At 37.4% G+C, this 25623-nt stretch carries 26 protein-coding genes and 1 riboswitch; of the genes, 15 read left to right on the plus strand and 11 right to left on the minus strand.

The features are described 5' to 3' along the window. Positions 1–77: 77 nt before the first annotated feature. From GH754_RS13955 to GH754_RS13980, 6 genes are all read left to right on the plus strand, one after another. On the plus strand, positions 78–974 hold the full coding sequence (locus GH754_RS13955; protein WP_153729306.1) for a diacylglycerol kinase: 897 nt from the start codon (positions 78–80) through the stop codon (positions 972–974). A 143-nt stretch (positions 975–1117) separates the two neighbouring features. Further along, on the plus strand, positions 1118–2491 hold the full coding sequence (rlmD, locus tag GH754_RS13960) for a 23S rRNA (uracil(1939)-C(5))-methyltransferase RlmD (protein ID WP_153729307.1): 1374 nt from the start codon (positions 1118–1120) through the stop codon (positions 2489–2491). A 542-nt stretch (positions 2492–3033) separates the two neighbouring features. Then, positions 3034–4314, plus strand: coding sequence for a glycosyltransferase family 2 protein (locus GH754_RS13965; protein ID WP_153729308.1), 1281 nt, complete (start codon positions 3034–3036; stop codon positions 4312–4314). A 227-nt stretch (positions 4315–4541) separates the two neighbouring features. Further along, entirely contained in the window at positions 4542–5384 is an 843-nt protein-coding gene (locus GH754_RS13970) for an alpha/beta fold hydrolase (RefSeq protein ID WP_228550270.1), read from the plus strand. Positions 5385–5483: 99 nt separating this feature from the next. Beyond that, complete coding sequence (locus GH754_RS13975; protein ID WP_153729310.1) at positions 5484–6632, plus strand: glycosyltransferase family 4 protein; 1149 nt, start codon at positions 5484–5486, stop codon at positions 6630–6632. Between the two features lie 25 nt (positions 6633–6657). Next, entirely contained in the window at positions 6658–7593 is a 936-nt protein-coding gene (locus GH754_RS13980) for an FkbM family methyltransferase (RefSeq protein ID WP_153729311.1), read from the plus strand. A 121-nt stretch (positions 7594–7714) separates the two neighbouring features. Here the strand turns inward: GH754_RS13980 and GH754_RS13985 are convergent, their stop codons facing one another. Next, positions 7715–8248 (minus strand): phosphatase PAP2 family protein, encoded by a 534-nt coding sequence (locus GH754_RS13985; RefSeq protein ID WP_153729312.1) that lies wholly within the window; start codon positions 8246–8248, stop codon positions 7715–7717. A 247-nt stretch (positions 8249–8495) separates the two neighbouring features. On the opposite strand from GH754_RS13985, the gene GH754_RS13990 reads away from it, so the two are divergent. Next, positions 8496–11234, plus strand: a complete 2739-nt coding sequence (locus GH754_RS13990; RefSeq protein WP_153729313.1) for a tetratricopeptide repeat protein — start codon at positions 8496–8498, stop codon at positions 11232–11234. Between the two features lie 648 nt (positions 11235–11882). Next, on the plus strand, positions 11883–13115 hold the full coding sequence (locus tag GH754_RS13995) for a dicarboxylate/amino acid:cation symporter (protein WP_153729314.1): 1233 nt from the start codon (positions 11883–11885) through the stop codon (positions 13113–13115). A 53-nt stretch (positions 13116–13168) separates the two neighbouring features. Here the strand turns inward: GH754_RS13995 and GH754_RS14000 are convergent, their stop codons facing one another. Next, positions 13169–13375 (minus strand): hypothetical protein, encoded by a 207-nt coding sequence (locus tag GH754_RS14000; RefSeq protein ID WP_153729315.1) that lies wholly within the window; start codon positions 13373–13375, stop codon positions 13169–13171. Positions 13376–13508: 133 nt separating this feature from the next. On the opposite strand from GH754_RS14000, the gene GH754_RS14005 reads away from it, so the two are divergent. Then, positions 13509–13718 (plus strand): hypothetical protein, encoded by a 210-nt coding sequence (locus tag GH754_RS14005; RefSeq protein WP_153729316.1) that lies wholly within the window; start codon positions 13509–13511, stop codon positions 13716–13718. Between the two features lie 46 nt (positions 13719–13764). On the opposite strand, the gene GH754_RS14010 is transcribed toward GH754_RS14005, so the two are convergent. Both GH754_RS14010 and GH754_RS14015 read right to left on the minus strand, forming a co-directional pair. Beyond that, complete coding sequence (locus GH754_RS14010; RefSeq protein ID WP_153729317.1) at positions 13765–13938, minus strand: hypothetical protein; 174 nt, start codon at positions 13936–13938, stop codon at positions 13765–13767. 3 nt (positions 13939–13941) lie between these two features. Then, complete coding sequence (locus GH754_RS14015; RefSeq protein ID WP_153729318.1) at positions 13942–14778, minus strand: hypothetical protein; 837 nt, start codon at positions 14776–14778, stop codon at positions 13942–13944. Between the two features lie 447 nt (positions 14779–15225). Between GH754_RS14015 and GH754_RS14020 the strand changes: the two genes are divergently transcribed. Continuing rightward, a complete protein-coding gene (locus GH754_RS14020; protein ID WP_228550271.1) occupies positions 15226–15633 on the plus strand; it encodes a VanZ family protein in 408 nt (135 codons plus the stop codon). Between the two features lie 46 nt (positions 15634–15679). On the opposite strand, the gene GH754_RS19480 is transcribed toward GH754_RS14020, so the two are convergent. The 6 genes from GH754_RS19480 to GH754_RS14045 all read right to left on the minus strand — a co-directional run bounded on the left by GH754_RS19480 (position 15680) and on the right by GH754_RS14045 (position 20365). Then, on the minus strand, positions 15680–15856 hold the full coding sequence (locus GH754_RS19480; protein ID WP_194841363.1) for a hypothetical protein: 177 nt from the start codon (positions 15854–15856) through the stop codon (positions 15680–15682). Positions 15857–15925: 69 nt separating this feature from the next. Continuing rightward, positions 15926–17881, minus strand: a complete 1956-nt coding sequence (locus tag GH754_RS14025) for an aconitate hydratase (protein ID WP_153729320.1) — start codon at positions 17879–17881, stop codon at positions 15926–15928. A 180-nt stretch (positions 17882–18061) separates the two neighbouring features. After that, entirely contained in the window at positions 18062–18400 is a 339-nt protein-coding gene (locus GH754_RS14030; protein WP_153729439.1) for a helix-turn-helix domain-containing protein, read from the minus strand. A 101-nt stretch (positions 18401–18501) separates the two neighbouring features. Continuing rightward, the gene (locus GH754_RS14035; protein ID WP_323742028.1) at positions 18502–18630 is read right to left on the minus strand and encodes an anti-repressor SinI family protein; all 129 of its coding nucleotides are present in this window, start codon (positions 18628–18630) and stop codon (positions 18502–18504) included. A gap of 29 nt (positions 18631–18659) precedes the next feature. After that, positions 18660–18745, minus strand: a riboswitch (cyclic di-GMP riboswitch). Between the two features lie 354 nt (positions 18746–19099). Further along, complete coding sequence (mreBH, locus tag GH754_RS14040; protein WP_153729321.1) at positions 19100–20107, minus strand: rod-share determining protein MreBH; 1008 nt, start codon at positions 20105–20107, stop codon at positions 19100–19102. 126 nt (positions 20108–20233) lie between these two features. Further along, positions 20234–20365 (minus strand): YflJ family protein, encoded by a 132-nt coding sequence (locus tag GH754_RS14045; RefSeq protein ID WP_153729322.1) that lies wholly within the window; start codon positions 20363–20365, stop codon positions 20234–20236. 176 nt (positions 20366–20541) lie between these two features. Here GH754_RS14045 and GH754_RS14050 point away from each other — a divergent pair, with 176 nt between their 5' ends. The 5 genes from GH754_RS14050 to GH754_RS14070 all read left to right on the plus strand — a co-directional run bounded on the left by GH754_RS14050 (position 20542) and on the right by GH754_RS14070 (position 24591). After that, a complete protein-coding gene (locus tag GH754_RS14050; protein ID WP_153729323.1) occupies positions 20542–21294 on the plus strand; it encodes a YkgJ family cysteine cluster protein in 753 nt (250 codons plus the stop codon). 16 nt (positions 21295–21310) lie between these two features. After that, positions 21311–21685 carry a DnaJ family domain-containing protein gene (locus GH754_RS14055; protein WP_153729324.1) on the plus strand — a complete coding sequence of 125 codons (375 nt, stop codon included), beginning with the start codon at positions 21311–21313 and terminating at the stop codon, positions 21683–21685. Positions 21686–22172: 487 nt separating this feature from the next. Next, on the plus strand, positions 22173–22895 hold the full coding sequence (locus tag GH754_RS14060) for an ABC transporter ATP-binding protein (protein WP_153729325.1): 723 nt from the start codon (positions 22173–22175) through the stop codon (positions 22893–22895). After that, positions 22892–23920, plus strand: coding sequence for an ABC transporter permease (locus GH754_RS14065; RefSeq protein WP_153729326.1), 1029 nt, complete (start codon positions 22892–22894; stop codon positions 23918–23920). Before GH754_RS14060 ends, GH754_RS14065 begins: the two co-directional genes overlap by 4 nt. Positions 23921–23937: 17 nt before the next feature. Continuing rightward, entirely contained in the window at positions 23938–24591 is a 654-nt protein-coding gene (locus GH754_RS14070) for a TetR/AcrR family transcriptional regulator (protein ID WP_323742029.1), read from the plus strand. Positions 24592–24715: 124 nt separating this feature from the next. Here the strand turns inward: GH754_RS14070 and GH754_RS14075 are convergent, their stop codons facing one another. Then, on the minus strand, positions 24716–25543 hold the full coding sequence (locus GH754_RS14075; protein WP_194841365.1) for an HAD family hydrolase: 828 nt from the start codon (positions 25541–25543) through the stop codon (positions 24716–24718). Between the last annotated feature and the right edge of the window lie 80 nt (positions 25544–25623).

Genomic DNA, 25623 nt, shown 5'->3' on the forward strand with positions numbered 1-25623 from the left:
TTCCTTTTCATTTGGTTAAAAAAGAGATATGATGAGAATTGGTATGAATTACCGATTATGTGTAGAAGGTGAAGGATATGAAACGTGCCAGAATTATTTATAACCCAACATCAGGACGGGAAGCCTTTCAAAAGGAACTACCTGAAGTATTGAAAAAACTTGAACAAGCAGGCTATGAAACATCTACCCATGCAACAACTGGTGAAGGTGATGCGACCGAAGCAGCAAGAACGGCTGTCGAACGTCGTTATGATATTGTGATTGCAGCTGGTGGAGATGGAACGATTAATGAAGTCGTCAATGGTTTAGCCGAGCAGGAGTTTAGGCCGAAGTTGGGGATTATACCAGTTGGAACGACAAATGATTTTGCTCGTGCCATTCGTGTGTCGAGAAACATACAGAAGGCTGTTGATATTATTGTAGAAGGACATACAAGACGTTTAGATATTGGACGAGTGAATGAGGACCAATATTTTATAAATATTGCTGGTGGAGGAAAAATCACAGAATTAACCTATGAAGTTCCAAGTAAGTTAAAAACCATGCTCGGTCAATTAGCCTATTATATTAAAGGGATTGAAATGCTACCTTTCTTCAGGCCGACAAGAGTAAAAATTCAATATAATGATGAAGTGATAGATGATGAGATTATGATGTTTTTACTTAGCAATTCGAATTCTGTTGGCGGGTTTGAAAAGCTGGCTCCAGATGCAAAACTTGATGACGGATATTTTGACCTGTTAATCTTAAAAAAGACAAATATTGCTGATTTTGTCTTAATTGCATCGATGGCCCTTAGAGGAAATCATATAAACAGTGACAAAATCATATACGCTAAGACAAATTCTGTTACGATAGAGACAGAAGATAAAATGCAATTAAATATTGACGGGGAATATGGCGGATTATTACCTGGGAAATTTGTCAACTTGTATCAACATATAGAATTTTTCGTACCTGAGAATTTTCAATAAAGGCAGCTGTGGCTGTCTTTTCTACTTTAGGGACATAAATTTGTCGGATTGAAGGATAAACAAGACTCGACATTGTACTAAGGTATTAAGGATGCAAAAAAGCAAAAACTAATAACGAATCAAACTTTAAAGGAAGATTAAACATGGCTAAAATCAAACCACCTGTGAATAAAAATGAAACGCTAGAACTGGAATTTGTCGATTTAACACATGAAGGTTCAGCGGTAGGCAAGGTCAATGGCTACCCTTTATTTGTCCCATATGGCCTGCCAGGAGAACGTGCGGAAGTTAAAGTAGTAAAGGTAAAGAAAAATTTTGGCTTTGGGAAGTTATTAAAAGTGTTAGATCAAAGTCCAGAGCGTATTGAACCACCCTGTGATGTATTTTATCAGTGTGGGGGGTGTCAGCTGCAGCACATGAGCTACGAGATGCAGCTGGAGATGAAACAAAAGCAAGTTCAAGATGCCTTGAGAAAAATTGGACATCTAGAGGATGTACCTGTTCACCCTGTAATCGGTATGGAAGACCCTTGGCGATACCGCAATAAGGTACAAATACCAGTAAGAGGTGTCGAAGGTAGATTAGAAACAGGTTTTTATAAAAAACGCAGTCATGACATTATTGATATGGATACTTGCCCGATCACGGATGAGCAAAATGATCGTATGGTCGAGGCAGTGCGGAGAATCGCTGAAGATGCGGGTATTACTCCTTATGATGAGGATAATCATAAGGGAACCCTTCGACATATTATGGTCCGAAATGGGAAGGAAACCAATGAAATTATGGTTGTGCTTGTGACACGTACAGACAAGCTTGCCTTTAAGGACAAGCTTGTCGAAGAGATTCATAAGGCCTATCCCAACGTGAAATCCATTATTCAAAATGTAAATTCTGAACGTACAAATGTGATTTTAGGGAAAAAAACGAAGGTGTTATGGGGAGAAGAGTACATCCATGATTCGATTGGAGACATCAAGTTTAAGATTTCTGCCAAGTCCTTTTATCAAGTAAATCCAGTCCAAACCAAAAAGCTATATGATCAAGCACTAGACTATGCCAACCTTAGTGGAAATGAAACCGTCATTGATTCTTATTGTGGAATAGGGACAATATCACTATTTCTCGCCCAACAGGCCAAAAAGGTGTATGGTGTCGAAATTGTACCAGAAGCCATTGAAGATGCGAAGGAAAATGCGAAGCTAAATGGTATTAAAAATGCGGAGTTTTTTGTTGGAGCTGCAGAGAAAGTGATGGACTGGTGGAAGGCACAAGGGTTACGTCCTAATGTAATTGTGGTCGATCCGCCAAGAAAGGGCTGCGATGAACAGTTGCTAAAAGCCATGCTAGCTATGAAACCAGATAGGATTGTCTATGTATCGTGCAATCCGTCTACGCTGGCAAGAGATTTAAATATTCTGGGTGAAGGTGGATATGTTACTAAAGAAGTACAACCCGTAGATATGTTCCCACAAACTAGTCACGTTGAGTGCGTAGCCCAAATAGAGTTAAAATGATATCTGCGTCCAGCATTCAAAGCACATTGAAAGCGTACCAGAACCAGTTGTGGATGAAGTGGAGAATGCGAAACATGTTAACGAAAGGTTTGCTGTTGTTGGTGAAAAATGAATCGTAAATCCAATTGGCTGATTAGGGAAGAAGATAATAATAAGATTTGTTAATGAAAAGTAATTCTTACCCTGATAAAATTTCAATGCCTATCCAATAATCTCCCGGGTTTTTTAATAGAAACCCGGGACTTTTTATGTCTAACCATCTTTTCTTACAATTCATTAGTTAAGTAAAAGGCTATTTTAACCGAGACAATGGAATGCGGAGTTAGGACATGTGAAATGGGAAGAGTCTATGTTAATTTTTCACCTTAAACCTTTAGGTTAAATTTACATTGCGTTAATTTTATTATGGAACTTATCTGTTATAATCTGCACCTAAGGGATAATATTGTTAGTTGAACTGAACTCTAAATAGAGTTACCGAGTTTAGTGATACATAGGGGATTACTACAGAAAGTTCCACTAAATTTCATGGGGGTGTCAATATGGACCCATCCTTTTTCACGTTTATTAAAAACTTTAATTTCCTGATGTTTCTACTATTTACATTGATGTACTCGTATCGGTTTGTATACATGCTCATTGCTTTTAAGATGAAAAAGAGCAAAAAAATAAATGAGGATGATGTTCAACTGAATAAATATGCTGTCATTATAGCAGCGAGGAATGAAGAAGTTGTTATCGGTGAACTAATTAAAAGTATAAAGAAACAAAATTATCCCAGACAATACGTTGATATTTTCGTTGTAGCCGATAACTGTACCGATAAAACCTCCCAAGTTGCGAGAGAAGCAGGAGCGATTGTTAGAGAGCGTTTTAACAAAACATTTATTGGGAAAGGATACGCACTCGACTTTATGTTTAACATCATTGAAGAAGAGTATAAATTTAAAGACTATGATGGATATTTTGTGTTTGATGCTGACAATGTGCTAGAAGAAAATTATATTGCTGAAATGAATAAAACCTTAAATCAAGGATACCGAGTGATCACAAGTTACAGAAATTCAAAGAACTTTGGTCATAATTGGATTTCTGCAGGTTATTCTCTTTGGTTTATGCACGAAGCCGAATATCTAAACCATCCTAGAATGATTCTTAACTCTAGTTGTGCAATTTCTGGTACAGGATTTCTTGTACAGGCCGATTTAATTAGAGACAATGGAGGATGGATCCACCATCTCTTAACGGAAGATATTGAGTTTTCAATACATCACATTATTAAGGGTGAAAAAATTGGTTACTGTAAAAAGGCTATCTTTTATGACGAGCAACCCGTCACCTTTAAGCAATCGTGGAACCAACGTTTACGATGGGCCAAAGGTTTTTATCAAGTATTTCTGAAATACGGTAAAAATCTAGTAGGACAAATGTTTCTAGGGAAATGCAATAAATTTTCATGTTACGATATGACTATGACAATAATGCCGGCATTGCTCATATCATGTTTGAGTATGTTGATCAATGTATCATTTTATTTAACAGGGTTAATTTTAGAACAAAAAGAGATTGTTGATTTAACAAATCAAGCAATCTTGGAGTCTATTGGAAGCTATTATGGCCTCCTTTATCTTGTTGGTTTCATCACAACGTTAACAGAGTGGAAGACCATTTACTGTTCTAGTTGGAAAAAAATCGGTTATACATTTACTTTTCCTATTTTTATGTTTACTTATATACCAATTTCAATTGTGGCACTATTTAAAAATGTTGAGTGGAAACCAATTGCTCATACTGAAGTAAAAACACTTGATGATATACGGTGATGCAGAATAATAATGGAACAACATGTACTGAGAGTTTGAAAATTATGTACCCCTCATTAAGATCCGGTTATCGTGAAAGAACCTTTCCCGATATTTGGGTCTTTTTTTGCTATTCAGAGTTAGTAAGTTTAGACAGATGGTTGTATAAGTAATATTATTTTACATCCATGTGTATGATTAGGGGAAAAATACAAGTAAATCATTTTACGTTGAGGAGTGAAACACTTTTGAAAAACAATGGAATAAACCAATCATACATAAACGTAGCAAATATCAACTTATACTGTGAGTATTTATTGAATGATAACCCACCCATTTTTCTTATTCACGGTTTTGCATCTTCAACTTATACCTTCCGTCGGCTTATTCCATTATTAAAAAAGAATTTTTCCATAGTTGCTGTGGACCTACCCGGTTTTGGTAAAAGTGAAAAATCAACTTCATTTACATATAGTTTCCAAAATTATGCTAGGTTAATGATTGCCTGCATCGACAAATTTGCTATTTCTAATCCTTTTATTGTGGGCCATTCAATGGGGGGGCAGATTGCGTTATACATGGCTGCAATTGCTCCTGAAAAAATAAAAAAACTTATTTTGCTATGTAGTTCGGGATATTTAAGGCGTTCAAGTAGGCTTCTAATTTATAGCTCTTATTTACCCTTATTCGAAAGTGTTATCACTAACTATATTCGAAGAAAAAATGTCAAAGACTACTTGCGTAATGTTTTATATAATGAGGCATTGATTAATGATGAATTAATTTATGAATATGGTAAACCATTGGCTGAGAAAGGTTTTTATCAAGCACTAATTCGACTTCTACGACATCGTGAAGGAGATTTATTATCTGAAGACCTGAAAAAAATCAATACTCCAACATTACTAATTTGGGGAAAAGAAGATCGTGTAGTTCCTTTACAAATTGGAAAGCGCTTAGCAAAAGACTTGCCTAATGCACAATTAATTACGTATGAGAAAACAGGACATCTAATTACTGTGGAAAAGCCTGAACATGTTTTTAAACATATCTTGTTTTATACCAGTGGAAAGAATAACGCTATGACTTAATTTTTAGAAACATAACACTCCCTCAATATTAACTCAACATTTATTTGTTACATTGAAGTTAGTCGTAAATAATATTTCCAAGGTTAAAGGAGTGTTTGGATGCGAATTGCTATTTTCTCAGATACTTATGCACCGGAGATTAATGGAGTTGCTCGAACGTTACGGCATTATACGACTTATCTTGAAAAACAGGGAATTGAATATCGATTGTTTGTCCCCAATGCGAGTACACCAGTACCAAGTATTCCCCAAGTCCAAAGGTTTACTAGTATACCATTCTTATTGTATCAAGAATGTCGGCTGGCCATTCCAAACCCCATTAAAATTAAACAGTCATTAGATGAATTCAAACCTACCTTAATCCACATAGCAACACCGTTTAATCTCGGTTTATATGGACTTCATTACGGAAAAAAACAAGGAATCCCAATGGTTGCTTCCTATCACACTCATTTTGATGTTTATCTCGAATATTATCATTTAACTTTTCTTCAAAATTGGATATGGAAGTATATGAAATGGTTTCATCATTCGTTTGAGAAAGTTTATGTACCTTCACAAAGCACAAAAGAGAAACTTTTATCGAAAAACATTCATCAGAACATAGAACTATGGGGGCGAGGTGTAAATCATTCTTACTACTCACCTACAAAAAAATCGAATACGTTGTTCAAAGAGCGGTATCATATCCATGATGATAAAAAAATCTTACTTTACGTTGGGCGAATTGCTCCAGAAAAAGATATTCATATTGTGTTAGAAACATATAATGATTTACCCGAGCATTTGAAGCAGGAAACGCACTTGGTCATTGTTGGAGATGGCCCATTGTTTCGAGAACTTTCGGAGAAAACAGGCCCTAATATTACTTGGACAGGATTTATGGAGCCTGATCAATTATCGCAACTATATGCATCTAGTGATTTATTTTTATTTCCATCTTCATCAGAAACGTTTGGTAATGTTGTTTTAGAAGCACTTTCATCTGGGTTACCAGTTATTGGGGCCAATGCAGGTGGAGTACAACATTTGGTTGATCATGAAGTAACTGGTTTTCTATGCGAACCAAGGGATATTAAGGATTTTGTCCGTTATACGTCTAAATTGCTAGATGATAGTACTTTACGTTTAACTTATTCAAAGGCAGCGAGAGAGATTGCTAGAGAATGGTCATGGGATGCAATCTTTAAAGAGTTGTTAGCAAGCTTTAGTAAAATAGCGGAAAGAAAGAACCAAATTTCTGCATAAACCTAATACAAGAAGGAGAATAATTTTGAAAATAAAGGAATTCAGTTATCGACCATTGTTTATGAAAATGTGGGAGGACTATCCCAAACTATGGAAACTATTAATTGATATGGGAACCTTTATGAAATATAAAACACTTAATGTTGATAAACTACCTGAGAAAGTGACCTTCCCATCTTCTACAATGATTTATATAAATTCAAATGAAAACAGAGGAAGGGCATTATTGGTTAAAGAAGGAATTACTCAAAAAAGACTGTACCATTTTTGGAATAAATTAGTGAAGGAATATTCTCCAGATTTAATCATCGATGTAGGTGTCAATTATGGTGAATGTATTTTTTCTACAGTTTATCCCATTCATTCAGAAATTTATGGAATTGAGGCAAATCACTCTTTGCTAAAATACATCTCTAAGTCGAAAGAGGTTCATCCTAATCAGTCGCAGATTTCCATTATTCACGCTTTGGCGTCAGATCAAAATGCTGTTGAAAAGGATTTTTATATTGATCAAAACTGGTCAGGTACTTCGTCAGCCTCTTATGTTCCTTCTCATAATATGGTTGAAAGAGTACCTGTTCAGACAGTGACCATAGATGCTCTCATTAAAGAAAAAGCCTCCTACAATACCTTTTTATTTAAGGTGGACGTAGAGGGCTATGAGGCATTTGTTTTAAAAGGAATGGAAGATTTATTAGCAAACTGTGAATCGGCAATTGGTTTTTTGGAATTTAATAGTGATTATATTGATAAATCAGGTATAAGTTCCGATCAATTTTTTAACTATTTACAAAGGCATTTTTCGATTTATATGTATCGAGAGGATGATACTTTAACATGTGCGGATCATTTAAAGCTTTCTCATCTTCAAGAATTGTTTAGGAGTACATATATTCATACAGATTTTGTACTAGTAGGCGGAAATATGCCATTAAATGTAGAAGAACTCTTTGCACCATAATTGTTCATCGTTAACAAAGAGTAAGTTGCTTGGGAACCTGAGGAAGTCATGATGTGTCTTTGTAGTAATAAAAAGAAAGCCAAAGTTGTTAGGAGCCTTATGCTACAACTTTGGCTTTTGTCTACCCAAATATTGGGATGTAGTAGACCATGATGGAACTAATGGTACCAAGTATTGCCCCAATAATACAATCAGTCGGATAATGTAACCCCAGATACATCCGTGAAAATCCTACTAGAAATGCAACTGGTAAGAGAATAATAGATAAAGGCGAGGAGTATAAATTAAATACAATGGCAATTGAAAAAACAGCTGTTGTATGGCCGGAAGGAAAGGAATAATCTTTAAGTGGATGAGTGCCTAATTGTATATCGGGTAGTTTTACATAGGGACGCTCACGGCAATAAATTTTTTTAATGATATGAACAATAAGGTGACTTAAGGCTAGAGATAGAAGGGATTTAATTGCTATTAATCGCAGCATTGATTGAGATAACATAATGATAAATAGCAAAAACGAAATTGTACATGTTGCTCCACCTAAATGTGTTATTCTTGGCAAGATTAAATCAAATAATTTACATTTTAGTTTTTGATTAATTAATTGAAAAGCATACTGATCACTTGTTGTAATCCACGTGACAATACGATTCAATAGAAGTCCCTCCATATTCTTTATAACTGCTTCGGACAAATCAAGTAGGTATTTAAGTTTATTTTAATATGCAAATGTTAAGTTGATTTAAAGGTAATGTTGAGTTTTCTAATAGATTTAAGGTTATATCCTCACAAAATTCATCTTTCAAACGATTATTGTAAGTAGAACAATTATAAAACATTGAAGCAAAATCGATAGATTTTTTTATTTCTGGCACATGTTGTGCTTACTGCGGGGGATGAAGATGACAATAGAAAGTCAACTAATTAATAAAACCTATTATGAAACCTTTACGGATGGGGTTCAAAACGTACATCCAATCAGGGTATTAGGTGGTTTGCATTTTGATGAGCAGCAGCAAGAAATTCCTGACTTGTCCTATATTCGCTTTGCTCAAGGGGAAATTTACTATTTACACAAGGATTATGAATCAGCCATTTTTAAGTGGGAAAATGTGGCCAATGAATTGGAGCCTTGGGCACAGAAAAACTTAGGGGATGCTCATTATTGCCTTGGTTTATTTGCTATTGCCGAGGACTATTATAAAACAATAGAAACGAATTCAGATGTATTAAAAATAGAAGTACTATTACAACTCTTTTCCATATACATAGAGCTTGAGAAGACTGATTTGGCTATGGAGTCAATAAAAAAAGCAGTTGATCTTAATCCTGATTATCCTGATGTTACCGATATAGCCCGCGCTTTCTTTGAGGACCATCACAAATGGGGAGATGCTGTAGAACTTGCCCTTCATGAAGCAATCAGAACCGAATCCATATCCTGGTTTGAAATATTAGAAACATATGTCGAACAAGGTCATACGAAAACGATGGACCCGAAATACTTTAATCAAACCTTAATCGCCTTATATCGAAACAATATTGCGCAATTTGAAAGTCTTACGGCAGCTCTTTGGAGAAGTTATAAACATACGGATATATATTTTTCATGGCTTAAGGAAATCAATCAAATCCTCATAAATACAGAACAGAGTCATTCTCACATGTGGAAACATCTTTCCATCCTATATAAAGAAACGTATTTTGAGCTTATTGACGGCTCGCAATTAATTAAAGATTTGACGTCACTATTAACAGAGCATCTATCTAACTGGGCAAAAATTAGCACGCCATCAAATCAACTCATGGCTTCAGCAGCTATACTTGCCTGGAGTGATCTTTTTCCAACCACCCTTGAAGATCCAGTAGTAGTTCGTAAAGCGGAAGGTGTAATCAGGGATTCAGCGCGTAATAAGGTTAGTTTGGAAAAAGTCTTTCAACTGTTTAATTCTATTATATATTGGGCTAAGGAGAGAGGTGTGTCCTTAGATGCTAGGTGTGAATCGTTAGTAGAGGAGCTAAAAGATGTAAATCAATTTAATCTAATCATTAGGGGTTCCACGTTGAGTAGTCAAAAGAGGGTTGTAAATAAACTGCTTAATCAGAATATATTAGAGGAATCGACAGTGGCTTCGATATTCGTGAAGGATGCAGACGAAACAGAGGTTCAAGCTGTTACAGATGATGGGGTGAAAACTTTAACAACGGTCGAAGAATATAAAGAGAGTTCCAAAGATAAAGAGACTTTTATCCGTTATCACTTACCTAACACCCTTTTACAACAAAATAAACTAGCGATTTACTCTCCAGGCTTTGTAGACTTTACGAACAGTCAAAAAAATGAATTTCCACATATACAGTTTGCAGACAGTATGTTATTTGTTTTAAACGTGGATTCACCACTGACACCTAAGGAGCTAGATATGGCCGTTAGAATGAAAGAGGAAGCCCCAGAGCTTGCCATACATTTTCTTCTTATCAGTGAAAACGACCAATTTGTAAATAAGGATTTAATGGAGAAAACAAAATCAAGAATTCTTACTTATTTTCCGAAAGCTAACATCTATCATGATACCCTAAATCATGATAGAAGGGCAGAGGAATTATCCTCGTTTATACGATCTATAACAGACACATATTATTTGAGAGAGGAACGAACTCAGACGCTTTTATCCATTATTAAGCAGACCGTTACACTATTGCTAGAAAAACGGATTGAAATGGAAAGTTCCTTAATAGAGGAAATGGAGTGGAACAAAGAAATTGGGGCAAAGCTTAACGATACAATCAAACAATTGAATGATGGAAAAGAGAAAATGATACAGGACATGATTCAGTCCTATGTAAGCCTCAAAACGGATATAAGAAAGAAAATGATGCAAAACATTCCCGAGCAGCTAAAAAGTTGTGCGGAAATCATAAACGAAGATTGTGATTTTGAAAGACTGCCTCATGATCTTAACCAAGAGATGAGTAAGCGAATTACTGCCTTTTTAAAAGAGGAAATCCTACCAGGTTTTCAGGAGGAGGTTCAAGAATGGATTAAATATAATGAACAAGAGTTTAAGGATATTCAAGTCTATTTAGATGAAATGAGTGAAGAAATCAATCGCCAATATGGAGAACAAAAGATTAATTTGGCTGGTGATTTTAAGATATTGGATGATTGGAAACGTGATAGCTATAGAATGACAAGAGGTAGTACACAGCTTGAAATGACGAATATCTTAAAACTCTCTGCGCCATCACAGCTATTTTTGAAGAGTGCTGGAAAGCTGTTTGATACCTTTAGACAGACGAAAGAGAGGGTGCACTATAAATACAAACGGTTTATCGAAAATAAGGACTATAGTGAAACGGCGGAGTTATTAACAGGTCAGTTCATTCAGCAATTTGAACTGTTTGAGAATTCCCTGGAGTGGGATATTAACTTGTTTTATGAAAAGCCACTGGAAATATTAAATCAAGTATTAACGGAAACAGAGGCTAAGATTGCAAAAAGACAAGAGGAGCTCAGTCAAATGCGTAAAAACCCAGAGATTTATCGAGATCCACTTACTCTTTTTGAGCTACAGCTTCGCCAATATGAATGGATGATAGCAGCAGGAAAGCAACATTTTGAGTTTCATAAACAATATTGAATATGAAAGTAGCTAAAGGCATTTTTTCTAAAAAAGGCTATCGATGGCCTCCATGACTGAAATAGCAAAATCAGCTCAAGTTGGTACTGGAACCATCTGAACCGATTACATCTGAGCTACAGGCGATTTACAAAGCCGACTATCTAATGAAAGGCTAGTGAGTAGTGTTCGTCTAAATGGAGTGACGGAGATGAACGGGTAGTCCATTTCGTTTAACATTTGCTGAAAACCCTTATTCCGCCCAAACGATGGACTTCATTAGAAGGAATGATTGAAAGGAAAATGATATTTTATCTAACAGTAATTTCGATGGAAAGCTGTTTTTTGCAGGAGAGAACGCCACGAAGGTGGATGACCGTGCTGCCAATAATCGTGACGTGATTGTCATTGTGCTCTTAAAGACTTTTGGTTTTATTGTAATCACTTAATGAAATTCGCAAAATAAACACCAATTGCATAATAAAAGAAAATTCCACATTAGCAGCCAAACCTACTACCGCCCAAGCATAGGGGTGTTTTTACCGATTTTACGCTATGGGAAGATTACGGTATAATGAGATGCGGCTTGAATATATTACACTATAAACAATTGAGAGAAATAAATAAAAAAGAAACCGCTCTCAAAATAACTCGAGGGGAGGAAACTTCATGAAACTAACGACTAAGATTTTGATAGGCTTGGCTCTTGGTGCTTTTATCGGTTTAGGTTTGCACTTTTTTGCACCAGACCTATTTAATACATTGGATGCCTACTTTTTCAGTCCACTCGGAACAATCTTTCTGAATTTGATTAAAATGCTCGTTGTGCCTATCGTGTTTTTCTCAATCACATTAGGGGTTGCTTCTTTAGGTGATCCAAAGAAACTGGGGCGCATCGGCGGCAAAACGATTTTATTCTTCTTAGCCACCACTACTATCGCTATTACGATTGCTATTGGTTTGGCTTATATTATCCAACCAGGAAATACGGGAATTGACCCAAGCGGGGCAGAGTATGAAAGTCAAGAAGCTCCTACCGTAGTAGAAACTTTTACAAGTATCATTCCAACCAATCCAATTCAAGCCATGACGGAAGGAAATATGCTTCAAATTATCGCATTTGCTATTTTTATCGGATATGCCCTTGCGATTCTCGGTAAAAAGACAGAAGGTGTTATGAAATTTATTGAACAAGGAAATGACATTATGATGTTCCTTGTAAACTTGATTATGCGATTAGCTCCATATGGGGCATTTGGCTTGTTAGCGTCAGCCATCGGAAGAATGGGACTTGAGGGTGCTCAAGCGATGGCAGCTTATATGTTAGTCGTCTTATTCGCATTGTTCATCCACCTATTTGTCGTGTATGGATCAGCCGTTTCTTTACTTGGTAAAATGAATCCGGTTCAATTTTTTAAAGGCTTCTTTCCAGCATTTACGGTCGGATTCAGTACTTCAAGTAGTAGTTCAACGCTCCCGGTATCCATGAAAACCGCCCAAGAAAACTTGAACGTACCAAAACCAATCAGTAGTTTTGTTCAACCGCTCGGTGCAACAATTAATATGGATGGGACAGCTATCATGCAAGGGGTAGCAACGATCTTCATTGCACAAGTGTATGGCAGTGAATTAGCTTTCAGTCAACTTGTGATGGTTGTTGTCATTGCCGTGTTAGCAAGTATTGGTACTGCTGGGGTTCCAGGTGTTGGGTTGATCATGCTTGCCATGGTACTCAACCAAGTCGACCTTCCAGTAGAAGGAATTGCACTCATTATCGGTATCGACCGTTTGCTCGACATGACGCGCACAGCCGTCAACATTACAGGCGACGCTGCATGTGCTGTCGTTATAACAGAATCCGAAAAGAAACACGGCCTACCAGAAGAAAAAACAGCAGAATAAAAACATAATGGTGCCAGGCACTCCCAATTCCGGAGTACCAGGCACTTTTAGCTTTATTTTGCGCTGTCATCTTCATTTTTTAAGGTATGATATTGTTTTAATAAAAAATATCCAGCAACCAATCCAAAGGCACTTAGGATACTTAGAAGGGTATCCAGAGCATTTTGGTGATGGAATAGCTGGATAATGCCTTCAGCTCCTATTAAAACAAATGCTATTCCTGAACAAACTAGAGCTCTTCGATTATGTCGAAGCTTCATCCTCTCACCTCTGATCCAATGCTAAAAATAAGAACATGGTAATAATAGCATTTTTTTACAAAAGTAAAAAGGGTTCCACATTTGTTGAAATTGATGCAGAACAGGTGCCCCAAGAAAACTTGGTAAAATCTATATGAAGTATGCTCGCTGCCTAGAAAAACAGGACGAAACAAAGCAAGTAGCGATTTACTTTGAAAGGGAAATTGAGCTTTTAGAAGAAGTCGGCGATCGTGAATTACTAGAAAGCGCATTAGGTGATGTCATTGAATTTTTCCGTAACAGCAAGAACGAAAAGAAAAAACGTAAATACGAAAATAAAGTCGTTCAGTTAGTAAATCAATAACGATTCCATAAAAAAAATCTCGTTTAAATGGAGTGTGTATTCTCCATTAAACGAGATTTCGTAGTTTTGCATAAAAATGTTGATGTTTCTTGGCTGAGCGTGAGTTAACTTTTTTAAATCCTGTTTCATACTTAGCTGGAGGAACTTTTTTATCTGTTGAGAATGTTAGAACAGATACATTAGTATTCTTTTGGTTGAGTAACTTTTCTTTTACTTTCACCATTTATACCACCTTCTCTAGTATATATTTTATCATTTTTTTGGTCAGATTGTCGATTTTTCCGAGTAGCATTAAATATGAGGAAGCGGCTTGGAATTGTTCAAGCCTTTCTTGTGTTATGATATGTTGCTGCTTAAATAATAGTGCATACCCTAAGCGAAACTCACCATAATTGCGCACGAAGACGAATTCCCGGTTTTCCCCATTAAAATTATGCTTAATTCGATCATCCCAAAATTGTGGGTTCGGCTGCTCGAGTGCCCACCTTATAATACGTTTGTCTTCCTCTGTAGGTTTCAAATGCTCATTTAAGTTTACAATCATTAAGTAGCTTTTATGATTACTTTGATAAATCTCATCATTTTCCTTCTTAATTGAGCTTATATATTCATCTTGGTCCATTTGGAGCACCCATAAACTCTTTAAATCACTTTTATCCACTTGAAAAATATTTGCAACACTCTCATCAAATTGGTTCATAAACGCGAGCATTTTTTCGTTAATATGTACATCGTCATCGGAATCAACCGCATCTAACATGACAGCGATTTCCTCTTGGCAAATCATTTCAGGGTAAGTTGACACCTTCTTTGTTTGAAAAAGCGCAATGATCCCTTTAATTAACAGAATATATAGTATTAAGGCACAAGTAATGGCGAACCAGTGCGAAAATCTTGAACTGATTAGTCCTGGCTGCAGACGTTCAGAAAAGGGAAATAAAACGATGCTAGTAACTTGATTCAGATGTTCTTTCGATAACGTGATTGCTAGAATGACAAAGCTAACGATTCCCAATACGCTCGAGATGTATGTTACATTCAAGTATTTTCGAAGCTCCATTCCATCACCACACCTTGTCTTAGTTTACAAATGATTGTAACAAAGTGTATCAAAAAAGCCTATAAGGAATGGAAAAAAAGGGAAAAATTACCCCCCTTTACGTATGTTTTTTCTAGGAGGATGGATATACGGGATGTCCTGATTCACCTCCAGTATAGTAAGAAAAACCGATTGCTCACCAATTTGAATTGTTTCCTCTTTATGTGTGATGGGAGGCCTGCTTTCATTTCTTGCAGCCTTGATCTTTAAAAACCTTCCAATGATGTGAAAGCACCTCCTTGGTCAAAATACACCTAGTAAAAATTATATGAAGGTTTCCAAATCATATCCTGATTTTTTTAGGATTTTGGAAATTTTTTGGAACAGCTTTTCCAAGTCTATATTGATCGCATAAATAGGTTGGTTGTTCCTATATCATATGGGATAATTTGAATGAGGTGTTTCTTTTTGAGAAAAATAACAAGGATTTTGCTCATTTTGTATACGAGCCTATTAATTTACTGGATGCTGTTTGGCTTTTCCCGTTTTCCTAGTGATGAGTATCGCTATAACCTTGTCCCATTTTTAACGATTAAACAGTATGTGGACAATTTTGATCATTTTCCGTTTTGGACGTGGCTTATCAATATCGTAGGTAATATAGGTGTGTTTATTCCATTTGGGATTTTGATGCCACTAGCTTTTCAGCGTTTGCGTAAGATCGCGAGCTTTTTAGCTACTTTTGTGATTGGAATTGCTGTATTAGAAACCAGTCAGCTATTACTTAGAGTAGGCAGCTTCGATGTAGATGACATCATCTTAAACTCGATTGGTGCATTGATGGGTTATGTTATGGTCTGGATAATAATTAAATGAAAGCTAATCCATTGATAGAAAAAGGAGTGGGGGCGCACTCCTTTTTCTATTCCAAAACTCGATTATTGTCATCAACAGAAAAGGGTGCGCTTGGCTCTGGTTTATCACCAGGCATAAAGACCCCATCACCACCACATACCGTGCACGTGTACTGCCATTCTTCATCATCGGCGAGTAAACCGTTGCCATCGCAGGCTTTGCACACATGATTACGATTAACCATTTCATCATCTCCTTGCATGATTAGTTTGCGGTTAGTTTTTACATCTGAAAATAAATCATGCAGTTTAAGCTATGCTTTGGTATTTTGGCGCTCCTTTACCCAATTTATTAGTCCGCCCTTAAGCATAATATCTACCTGTCTCGGCGAAAGGGCATGGGTTACTTCGATTTCCGCATTTTTATCCTTAAGGGTTGCTGTTAGATCATGACCCTGCTTAATTTTGTCTCGTAAATCATGAAATTGAATCACATCGCCTTGAGAGAGCTTGTCAAAATCCTCCTCGTGCCTAAACGTTAGAGGCAATACACCGAAGTTAACAAGGTTTTGCCAGTGAATACGGGCAAAATCTTTAACAATCGCTACACGTAGTCCTAAATAGCGTGGAGCTAAGGCAGCGTGTTCACGACTAGAACCTTGCCCATAGTTATAGCCACCAACAATGGCGTGTCCTGTTTGTTTCCGACTTTCCATAGCACGGTCATAATAGGTTTCATCAACAATTTCAAATGTAAACTTACTGATTTCTGGTAGGTTGCTTCGGTAAGGGAGAACCCTGGCACCACCTGCTAAAATTTCATCAGTTGAAATGTTGTCATTCATTTTAAGTAATATCGGAACTTCCATTTCATTTGGTAGTTCATCCATCTCAGGTATGGATGCAATATTTGGCCCCTTTGTAAGTTCCACCTTTTTAGCATCCTCTGGGGAAAGAGGCTGGTCTAATAGCTGATCATCGACGGTTGGATTTTTAGGTCCTTTTATTTTCGGATATTTCATATCAAGTTTACGAGGATCAGTTATTTCGCCTTTTAAAGCTGAGGCAGCAGCCGTTTCAGAGCTACATAAAAAGACACTATCCTCTTTTGTACCTGAGCGTCCAGGGAAGTTACGTGGAGTAGTCCTTAGACTATTTCTCCCTGTTGCAGGCGCTTGACCCATTCCAATACAACCATTACAGCCTGCCTGATGTAAACGTGCTCCAGCCTGCAAAAGACTTGCGATATGACCTTCCTGAACTAAATCAGTAAGCATTTGCCTTGATGTTGGATTGATATCTAATGAAACACCATCGGCAATTCGTTTATCCTTTACGATTTCTGCTGCAATCGCAAAATCATCAAAGCCTGGTTGAGCAGAGGAGCCGATATAAGATTGATAAATCGGTTCACCAGCTACTTCCTTAACAGGTACCACGTTGCCTGGGCTTGATGGTTTGGCTACAAGTGGCTCAACCTCTGAAAGGTTAATCTCTTCCTCCAGGTCATAGGTTGCCCCTTTATCGGCAACAAGCTCAATCCAATCCTCTTCACGATCTTGTTCCTTTAAGAATCGTTTAATTTCATTGTCTGACGGAAAGACGGTTCCTGTTGCCCCTAATTCAGCTCCCATATTAGCAATTACGTGACGGTCCATGGCATCTAAGTTTTTCAATCCTGGGCCGTAGTATTCAATGACTTTCCCGACACCGCCTTTTACATCATAGCGTCGTAATAGCTCTAAAATGACATCCTTTGCACTTACCCAGTCTGGAAGTTCTCCTGTGAGCTTAACTCCCCAGACTTGTGGCATTTTTACGTAAAAGGGTTCACCTGCAATGGCCATAGCCACGTCAATTCCGCCTGCACCCATGGCTAGCATTCCCATACAGCCGTTTGCACACGTATGGGAATCAGATCCGAGAAGGGTTTTTCCTGGCTTAGCTAATCGTTGCATATGAACAGGGTGACTGACACCATTACCAGGGCGGCTATAATGTAAACCGAACCTTCTAGTTGCACTCTGTAAAAAGAGGTGGTCATCAGGGTTTTTACTATCTACTTGGATTAGGTTGTGATCAACATACTGACATGAAGCTTCTGTTTTAGCGTAATCTAATCCCATGGCTTCTAGCTCTAGCATCACCATGGTTCCAGTTGCATCCTGTGTTAAGGTTTGATCAATCTTTAACCCAATTTCCTCACCAGGATTCATCTCGCCTGATACAAGATGATCTTTAATCAGCTTTTGGGTCACATTGAGTTTCAATGACATACCTCCTTATACTTATTCCTATAACCACCTTGAAGGATCATAAAACATAGCTAGCTCTAATAGAATCATTCCTTTATAAATTAACTAATTATTTACAATTTATACTTCTTGTTTGTGAACAAATAATAGGGAGCATTTTCTGTCGGCTAGAAAATGCTCCCTGGTTAGTTAGTTTTATGAATCATTTTGGTTATTTATTTTCCATTTATTGTACTCTAAAAAGTTTTTGAATTCATCCTTCGAAACACCGGAATTCATGGCTTCTTGTACGAGATTAATCCATTCATTGTCCAAATGCTCTCTTGTGGTTTGCTTTGCCTCATCATGTAAAAATGTATTAACGGACACACCTAAAACAGATGATATTTTTTCTAGGAATTGAATGGAAGGATTTGATTGAAGATTTCGTTCTATGGAACTTAAATACGATTTTGCCACGCCCGCTTGTTCAGCTAATTCGGATAAAGACATTTTCTTTTGTAATCGATGTTTTTTAATTCGTTCTCCGATCATTTTTTTCACCTTCCTTATTATACTTTAGTATAACACATTTTAGGTGAGGTGTTTGGTATGGAGAACGCATTTTTTGAAAATTTAAGCCTTTAAGCCTAGAGCTATATATTATTGACGGCGTGCTCCAATAAGAAATCCTTTATCTCCTCCTTGCTAATTCCCATTTCCAATGCCTCTACAATTAGTGATACCCATTCCTGATCCAAGGTCTCAATCCCTTTTTGATCCACTGTATTCCCCTCCTAAATACAATCATGTATTAGGCAGTCCAGCCATCTTAGTTGTTTAAACCGTAGACCTGTGACTTTGCGTCCCCATTTTTCAATAGGTTTGCCTTTTACTGTCAAATGGTAAAAAACGAGTAAGACATTCTCTCTATCTATGTATATCTTCATGTAGTATATAAGACTTAGGGTATAGAACATGTAAAAGGCTGTCGATTGCAGTTATCCAAAATATAACAAAAAGTGCGTTGATTTCGCATTAATTGCTCAAAAATTCAGAAAATAATAACATTTGTGTTTTAAAAGAGGGGGAGAGGATATGTTAGGGGCCATTTTTTATAAAATATGGAAAGAAATAGGTAAATGATTGTCGAGAAGTTTTTTGGAAAAAACCCTCACAAAATAAAATGAGACGAGGAATAAAGGAAAATAAAGAACGACTCTTTTACAGAAAAAGAGTCGTTCGTAGTATTCTTTATTTCGTTGCTTTTTGCAATTTATTAATCATTTTTAATGACTTTCCTGTACCAATCGCAACACATTCAAGTGCTTCCGGTGCGATATGAACGGGTACGTCAATTTCATTAGCTAACCATTCTTGCATTCCTTTAAGGAGTGCACCACCACCAGTGAGGGTAATCCCTTGGTCTACGATATCTCCACTAAGTTCAGGAGGACAGCTTTCAAGTGTTACTTGAATGGCTTCTAAAATTTGCTCTAATGATTCCTTAAGAGCGTGTTGAATTTCAGTGGAGGTTAGGGTAATGGTTTTAGGGAGACCTGTTACCATATCACGTCCACGAACTTCCATTGTTTCTTCAACATGATCAACTAGGGCATGGCCAATATCAATTTTGACATTCTCAGCTGTGCGCTCACCAATTAATACATTGTACTTCTTGCGTACATGTTGGATAATGGCTTGATCCATTTTGTCACCACCGACGCGAGCAGATCTCGCGGAAACGATACCTCCAAAAGAGATGATCGCAACTTCACTTGTTCCACCACCAATATCCACCACCATATTAGAGATAGGCTCGTCCACTGGAAGACCAGCTCCAATTGCAGCAGCTATTGGCTCTTCGATTAGATGAACATATTTTGCTCCATACTCCTTAATAGCGTTATGAATTGCGCGGCGTTCCACAGAGGTAGCTCCCGTAGGAACACAGACAACAACGGAAGGTTTTCTTAAAGAGTGGCCTAATTTTTTGCTTACTTTTTTAAGCATTGCTTTAAGCATTTGGGAGGTCACATCATAATCCGCAATAACCCCATCCTTTAAAGGTCGTACGGGTACAATATTTTGTGGAGTTTTCCCAATCATTTGCTTGGCTTCTTCTCCCACGGCTAGTACATTTTTTGAAACTGTATCAATTGCAACTACGGCTGGCTCATTATATACGATTCCTTTATTTTTTGTATAAATAAGTAAATTAGCTGTACCTAAATCAATGCCAAGTTCTGCTGATGAAAACATATCATTTCCTCCATTAAACTGATTTTCCATGTATACTTAGTTAGTGTACCACTTTTTCATCATATATAAAATTAAATAAAAATAACAAAAAAATAACAGGGAGAGCTCTCCCTGTAATATTACTGGTTAATTTTTCTGAGATTCTAATAAGTTGGCTAAAACGTGCTTTTTGTAGCTTTCAATTTTACGTTCCTCAAAGCGACGAACTCCAACTTTTTTAAGTTCGTTTACGTACCAACCTTTACTTCCGATATGCATGCGACTCATCCTTTCAAGCTAAAAAATATCTGAATATCATCAGAGTCGTGGCCATTGTAACATCTATCTAGGAATCTACGAAAGAGAAACAAACCAAAAAATACCCGTATGATTTGAAGCTATTATCGTCTATAATTTCTAGTAATAGCATGTTAGTTTTAAAGGAGTAATGATCAATGGAAAAATTTCTTTCGTTTGAAGAAATTCAACATAAATGTGAGCAATTAAATGAAGTTTATCAAATAGATGGAGAAAAATTTTATCAGGTTGTGGAAAACTGGGCTGAACGCAACACTTCAACAGAAGAAAAAATGGTAAACAGCTTCAAGGAACTTTTACAAGTTGTATCCGATGAAATTGGCCGCATGGAAGAAAAGGTTGAAATGAAGCCAACCTGCCAAATGGGCTGTGCCTTCTGCTGTTACTTTCCAATCATCGTTAATGGAATGGAAGCAAAATTAATGAAGAAGGCAATCGAGGATTTTCCTGAGGAGAGAAGAAAAGGTATTCAATCTCATTTAAAGCAATACTTTGAGCGATATGGCGAGCAACTTAACGAAATCACTGCATATGATTTTGAAGAGGATCCCGACTTTAAGAAAAAATATATTTTAAATCAGGTCCCGTGCCCAATGTTAAATACAGAAACCAATCAGTGCATGGCCTATGAAATTCGCCCTATTCCGTGTCGGACCTATGTGAATTATACGGATCCGAAAGTTTGTGAGACGAATGTCATGCCAGAAGAAACCATTAGTTTTGAGTTTTTGTATAGTGAATATATGGGGGCCTTAAATGAATTCGTACAATATTTGTATGAAGAAGGCGATACTGCTTTTGTGGAATATCCAGATGATGTGTTTGCCTATGATTATCTTCCAAACTGGTTGAAGTCATGGGTGGATCAAAAGCCTGCACAACTGAAATAGTTAGGGGGGTGTAAGGATGGATTTAGGCTATATCTTAGCAGAAGAGCGAATAAAAGAGGCGATTAATAAAGGTGATATGGAGAACTTACCTGGTAAAGGAAAACCACTCGAATTAGAGGACTTGTCTATGATTCCAGAGGATTTACGCTCAGGCTATATCATGATGAAAAATGCCGGTATGCTCCCGGAAGAAATGCAGCTAAAAAAGGAAATGGTAACCTTAGAGGATTTAATTCGAAGCTGTGAAGATGAGGCCACAAAACGGGATTATAAACAAAAGCTATCTCAGAAAAAGATTCGGTTTCACTCACTAATGGAGAAAAGGCGGATGTCTTCTTCGGGTGCGTTTGGGAGATATGGTGGGAAGATTAATAGAAGATTGGGTTTATAACTAGGGAGATTTTGAGTGCCCTAGTTTTTTATTGGTTAGAGCAATAACCGCCCGGGGTAGGTGTTCATTGCGGGCGAAATAGCTGTCTGGATCGGGAATCGTTATCATGGTGGATTCATGATGCCCAGAAAATCGGTAAGGAGTCAAGAACGGTCGTCATGAGGTGTTCATAACGAGCAGAAAGGCTACTCGGGGTAGAAATCGCGTGTCATGATGGGGTCATGACGAGCGAAAAAGCTGTTCGAATCAGAAATCGCCTGTCATAAGTGCACATGACGAGCAAACAAGCCGTTTGGAGCGAAAACCACACGTCATGGTAAGCCTTTAAAAGGGGATTACGTCATTGATAGGTATACTGAACCTCCTAATAATGCTTGAGCAGAAAGAAAAACCTAAAATTGAGTGATTACTCACTTCACATACACTCATTACCATGCTATTATGTATGTGAGTAATCACTCACTCATAATGCGAAGGGGGAATTCACATGTCCTCAATGGTAAAAGTAAATGGTTTAGCCCATTCGTTTGGGAGGGAGGATGTCCTAAAAGAGATTGATCTTACTGTTAGCCGTGGTGAGATTTTTGGCTTACTCGGACCATCGGGCGCAGGGAAAACCACGCTAGTGAAGATGATTGTTGGCATTCTAGAACCAGATGAAGGTGGAATTTTTATTGGTGACGAGAAGGTGCCTTCATTAGATTTAATGAGATCCATTGGCTATATGGCCCAATCTGATGCTCTTTATCAAGAGCTGTCTGCAAAGGAAAACTTAGATTTCTTAGCTAGTATTTACGGGTTAAACAAGCAAGAACGTAAAGAAGCGATTCATGATGTTTTGCAGATTGTGAATTTACAAGATCACAAAAATAAAATTGTAAATCAGTTTTCAGGAGGTATGAAAAGAAGGCTATCTTTAGCAGCTTCTCTCATGCACAAACCGAATCTATTAATCTTAGACGAACCAACCGTGGGCATTGACCCTGTTTTGCGTCAATCAATATGGGAAGAGCTGACAAAATTAAAGGAAAATGGCATGACGATTCTTGTTACGACACATGTCATGGATGAAGCGGAAAAATGTGATCGTTTGGCAATGCTTCGGGATGGTTATGTAATCGCCTGTGATACTCCAGAAAAATTAAAGGAAAACAAGCAGGTGGAATCTCTCGAAGGTGCATTTTTAGCTTATGGGGGGCGAAATCTATGAATACAGTTGCTGTGATGAAACGAATCATTCAACAATTTTTACGTGATAAACGCTCAATCGCATTGCTAGTTATTGCCCCTATGCTCGTCCTTACCCTGATATGGCTCGTGCTTGACGGGGATAGCTACCATCCTAAAATTGGAGTAGCTGATATCCCAGAACCAATCCAACAGCAGCTGCAGAAAGAATTAGAAAAGGACATTGTTGAAATTACGGAGGGTGAAGCGAAAGAAGCCTTTGAAGATGGGGAACTAGATGCGTTTATAACATTTCAAAACTTAGAGCCGTCCATTTTAATTGAAGGGAGCGACCATACGGCAAATCGAGAAGTGGTCAAACATGTTCAAGCTGCATTGCAGTCAGTTCAAGGGAATTCCAATAAGGTAGAACCAAATATAGAATTTTATTATGGGTCAGAGAACTTAAATGTGTTTGATCAAGTCGGAGCAGTATTAATCGGTTTCTTCGTTTTCTTTTTTGTATTTATTATCGGTGGGATTTCTTTCTTAAGAGAGCGAACCCAAGGTACTTTGGAAAAACTATTATCAACGCCAATAAAAAGATGGGAAATCGTCACAGGTTATTTACTCGGATTTGGCTTATTCACCATCATTCAAGCTTTAATAATTGTGAGCTTCGCAATCTATGTATTAGACATTTGGATGGCGGGAGAGTTTTGGCAATTACTAATCGTGACGTTTCTTTTAGCTATAACAGCCTTAACTCTTGCTACTTTGTTATCTGCATTTGCCAATAATGAGTTTCAAATTATGCAATTTATCCCGATTGTCATTATTCCTCAGGTCTTTTTCTCGGGAATCTTTAATTTGGAAACATTAGCTGAGTGGATTCAAATCCTAAGTAAATTTATGCCTTTAACCTACGGAGCCAATGCTATGCAGGAAATAATGATTAAAGGAAAAGGGATTGGAGATGTTTGGCTTGATCTCCTCGTGTTATTCGGTTTTGCTGTGGTATTCTATATATTAAATATCATTGCGTTAAAGAAACATCGTCGGCTCTAAGGTGAGGAGGATGTGAAGTGGAGCAACAGAATTTTATTCATGAATTAATGGATGCAACAGATCAGAAATTAACACCAAAGCAGGCCCAAATCATTCAAGCGGCTATTGAAATCTTTGCAGAAAAAGGGTATGCAGCTACATCTACTAGTGAAATAGCTAAACGTGCAGGTGTGGCTGAGGGAACCATTTTCCGTCATTATAAAACGAAAAAGGATTTGCTCATTTCGATTGTGAGCCCCGCCATTACGAGATTTGTTGTTCCATTTTTTGCGGAAAAGTTTGTTCAGGATGTATTTGATCAAGACGAGATTGAAGAAATTGAACCGTTATTAAAAAATCTCATATCCAATCGCTATCAGTTTGTTAAAAATAACGTTCCATTACTTAGAATCATGTTACAGGAAATGGCTTTCCATCCTGAGCTACAGGAACAATATAAACGTGTATTTGTGAGCAAGGTTTTACCGCGGTTTAAACAGGTGGTTGACCAACTTAGGGGAGCACGTCAAATAGGGGATATACCAACAGAAACGGTTTTACGGTTAACGATGACAACCATTATAGGCTTTTTAATCACGCGTTTTATTGTCATGCCAGATTATCCATGGGATGATGAGACAGAAATTGAATATACGATACAATTTATCCGGAATGGATTAAAAGGTATATAGAAAAGGCCCCCAAAGTGGAGGCCTTTTTCGTACTATCAGAATTTGTTGTTCAATCGGTAGATAGTATAGTGCAACTAGGCAATCGCCGGCGCCTTACGGCTTGGCGATAGCCAAGTTTTCTTTATTAGTTTTGAGCTAAGGTTCGAATCTTAGCGAATTTCTTGTCCTCTACAGGTACATCCTCTGACGTGGTTAACCACACAGAATACATACCCAACTGTAATGCTGGTGCAACCTCATTCATAAAGTTGTCCCCAATAGATAGTACTTGTTCTGGCTTGACATCGTAACGGGTCAAAACCTCTTCAAAGTGCTTGTTCGTATTCTTTGGTTTCAAAGCACTAGGTACAATATCAGAAAAGATATGATCTAAACCTAAAAACTTCAGTAGACGATGAACATCATTAATCTCACTATTTGTGATCAAAACAAGTTTTTTCGTCTTAGCTAACTCTTCTAAGTATCCTCTCAAGCCAGGGGTAGGCTCTAAAAAGCCATCTAAGTTTGCCATCTGTTCCTTCGTGCGGTGATAGGCCCATTCGGTATCATCATTTTTTAATCCAAAATGACGAGCGATGGAATAAGGTGGCCACCAGCCATCACCAATTGGAACAAATCGCTTATAGTCAAATTCAGATACAGACAATTTTTTTGGTGCATCCTCTATTTCTACAACTTCATTATCCCAATTATGAGCAACGGTAAGCTCTGTTGTAAATGGATTCCACGTCCAAATGACATCCTCTTGTATGTCGTAAACCTTCCCGATGGTTAGGGAGTGCTCGCCAGCAAGGGATTGTTTATACAGCTGATCAAAGTCTTGATGGTGTTCCTCGGGCAGGCGCTTTTTCAAGTTCTCAACCATGAGGGAAAAATGTCCGTCCCCTTCGTATAGCGTTCCGTCTAAATCAAAAATAATCACGTCAGTTTTTTCAATAAAAGAATTCAGCATCGACCAATTTCCTTTCCTTCTTTTCTCATAACCATGTAGAATATAGAATAACAGAATAATCATATTTTAACATAGGGAGA

Source organism: Salinibacillus xinjiangensis (assembly GCF_009649735.1).
Lineage (GTDB): Bacteria > Bacillota > Bacilli > Bacillales > Alkalibacillaceae > Salinibacillus > Salinibacillus xinjiangensis.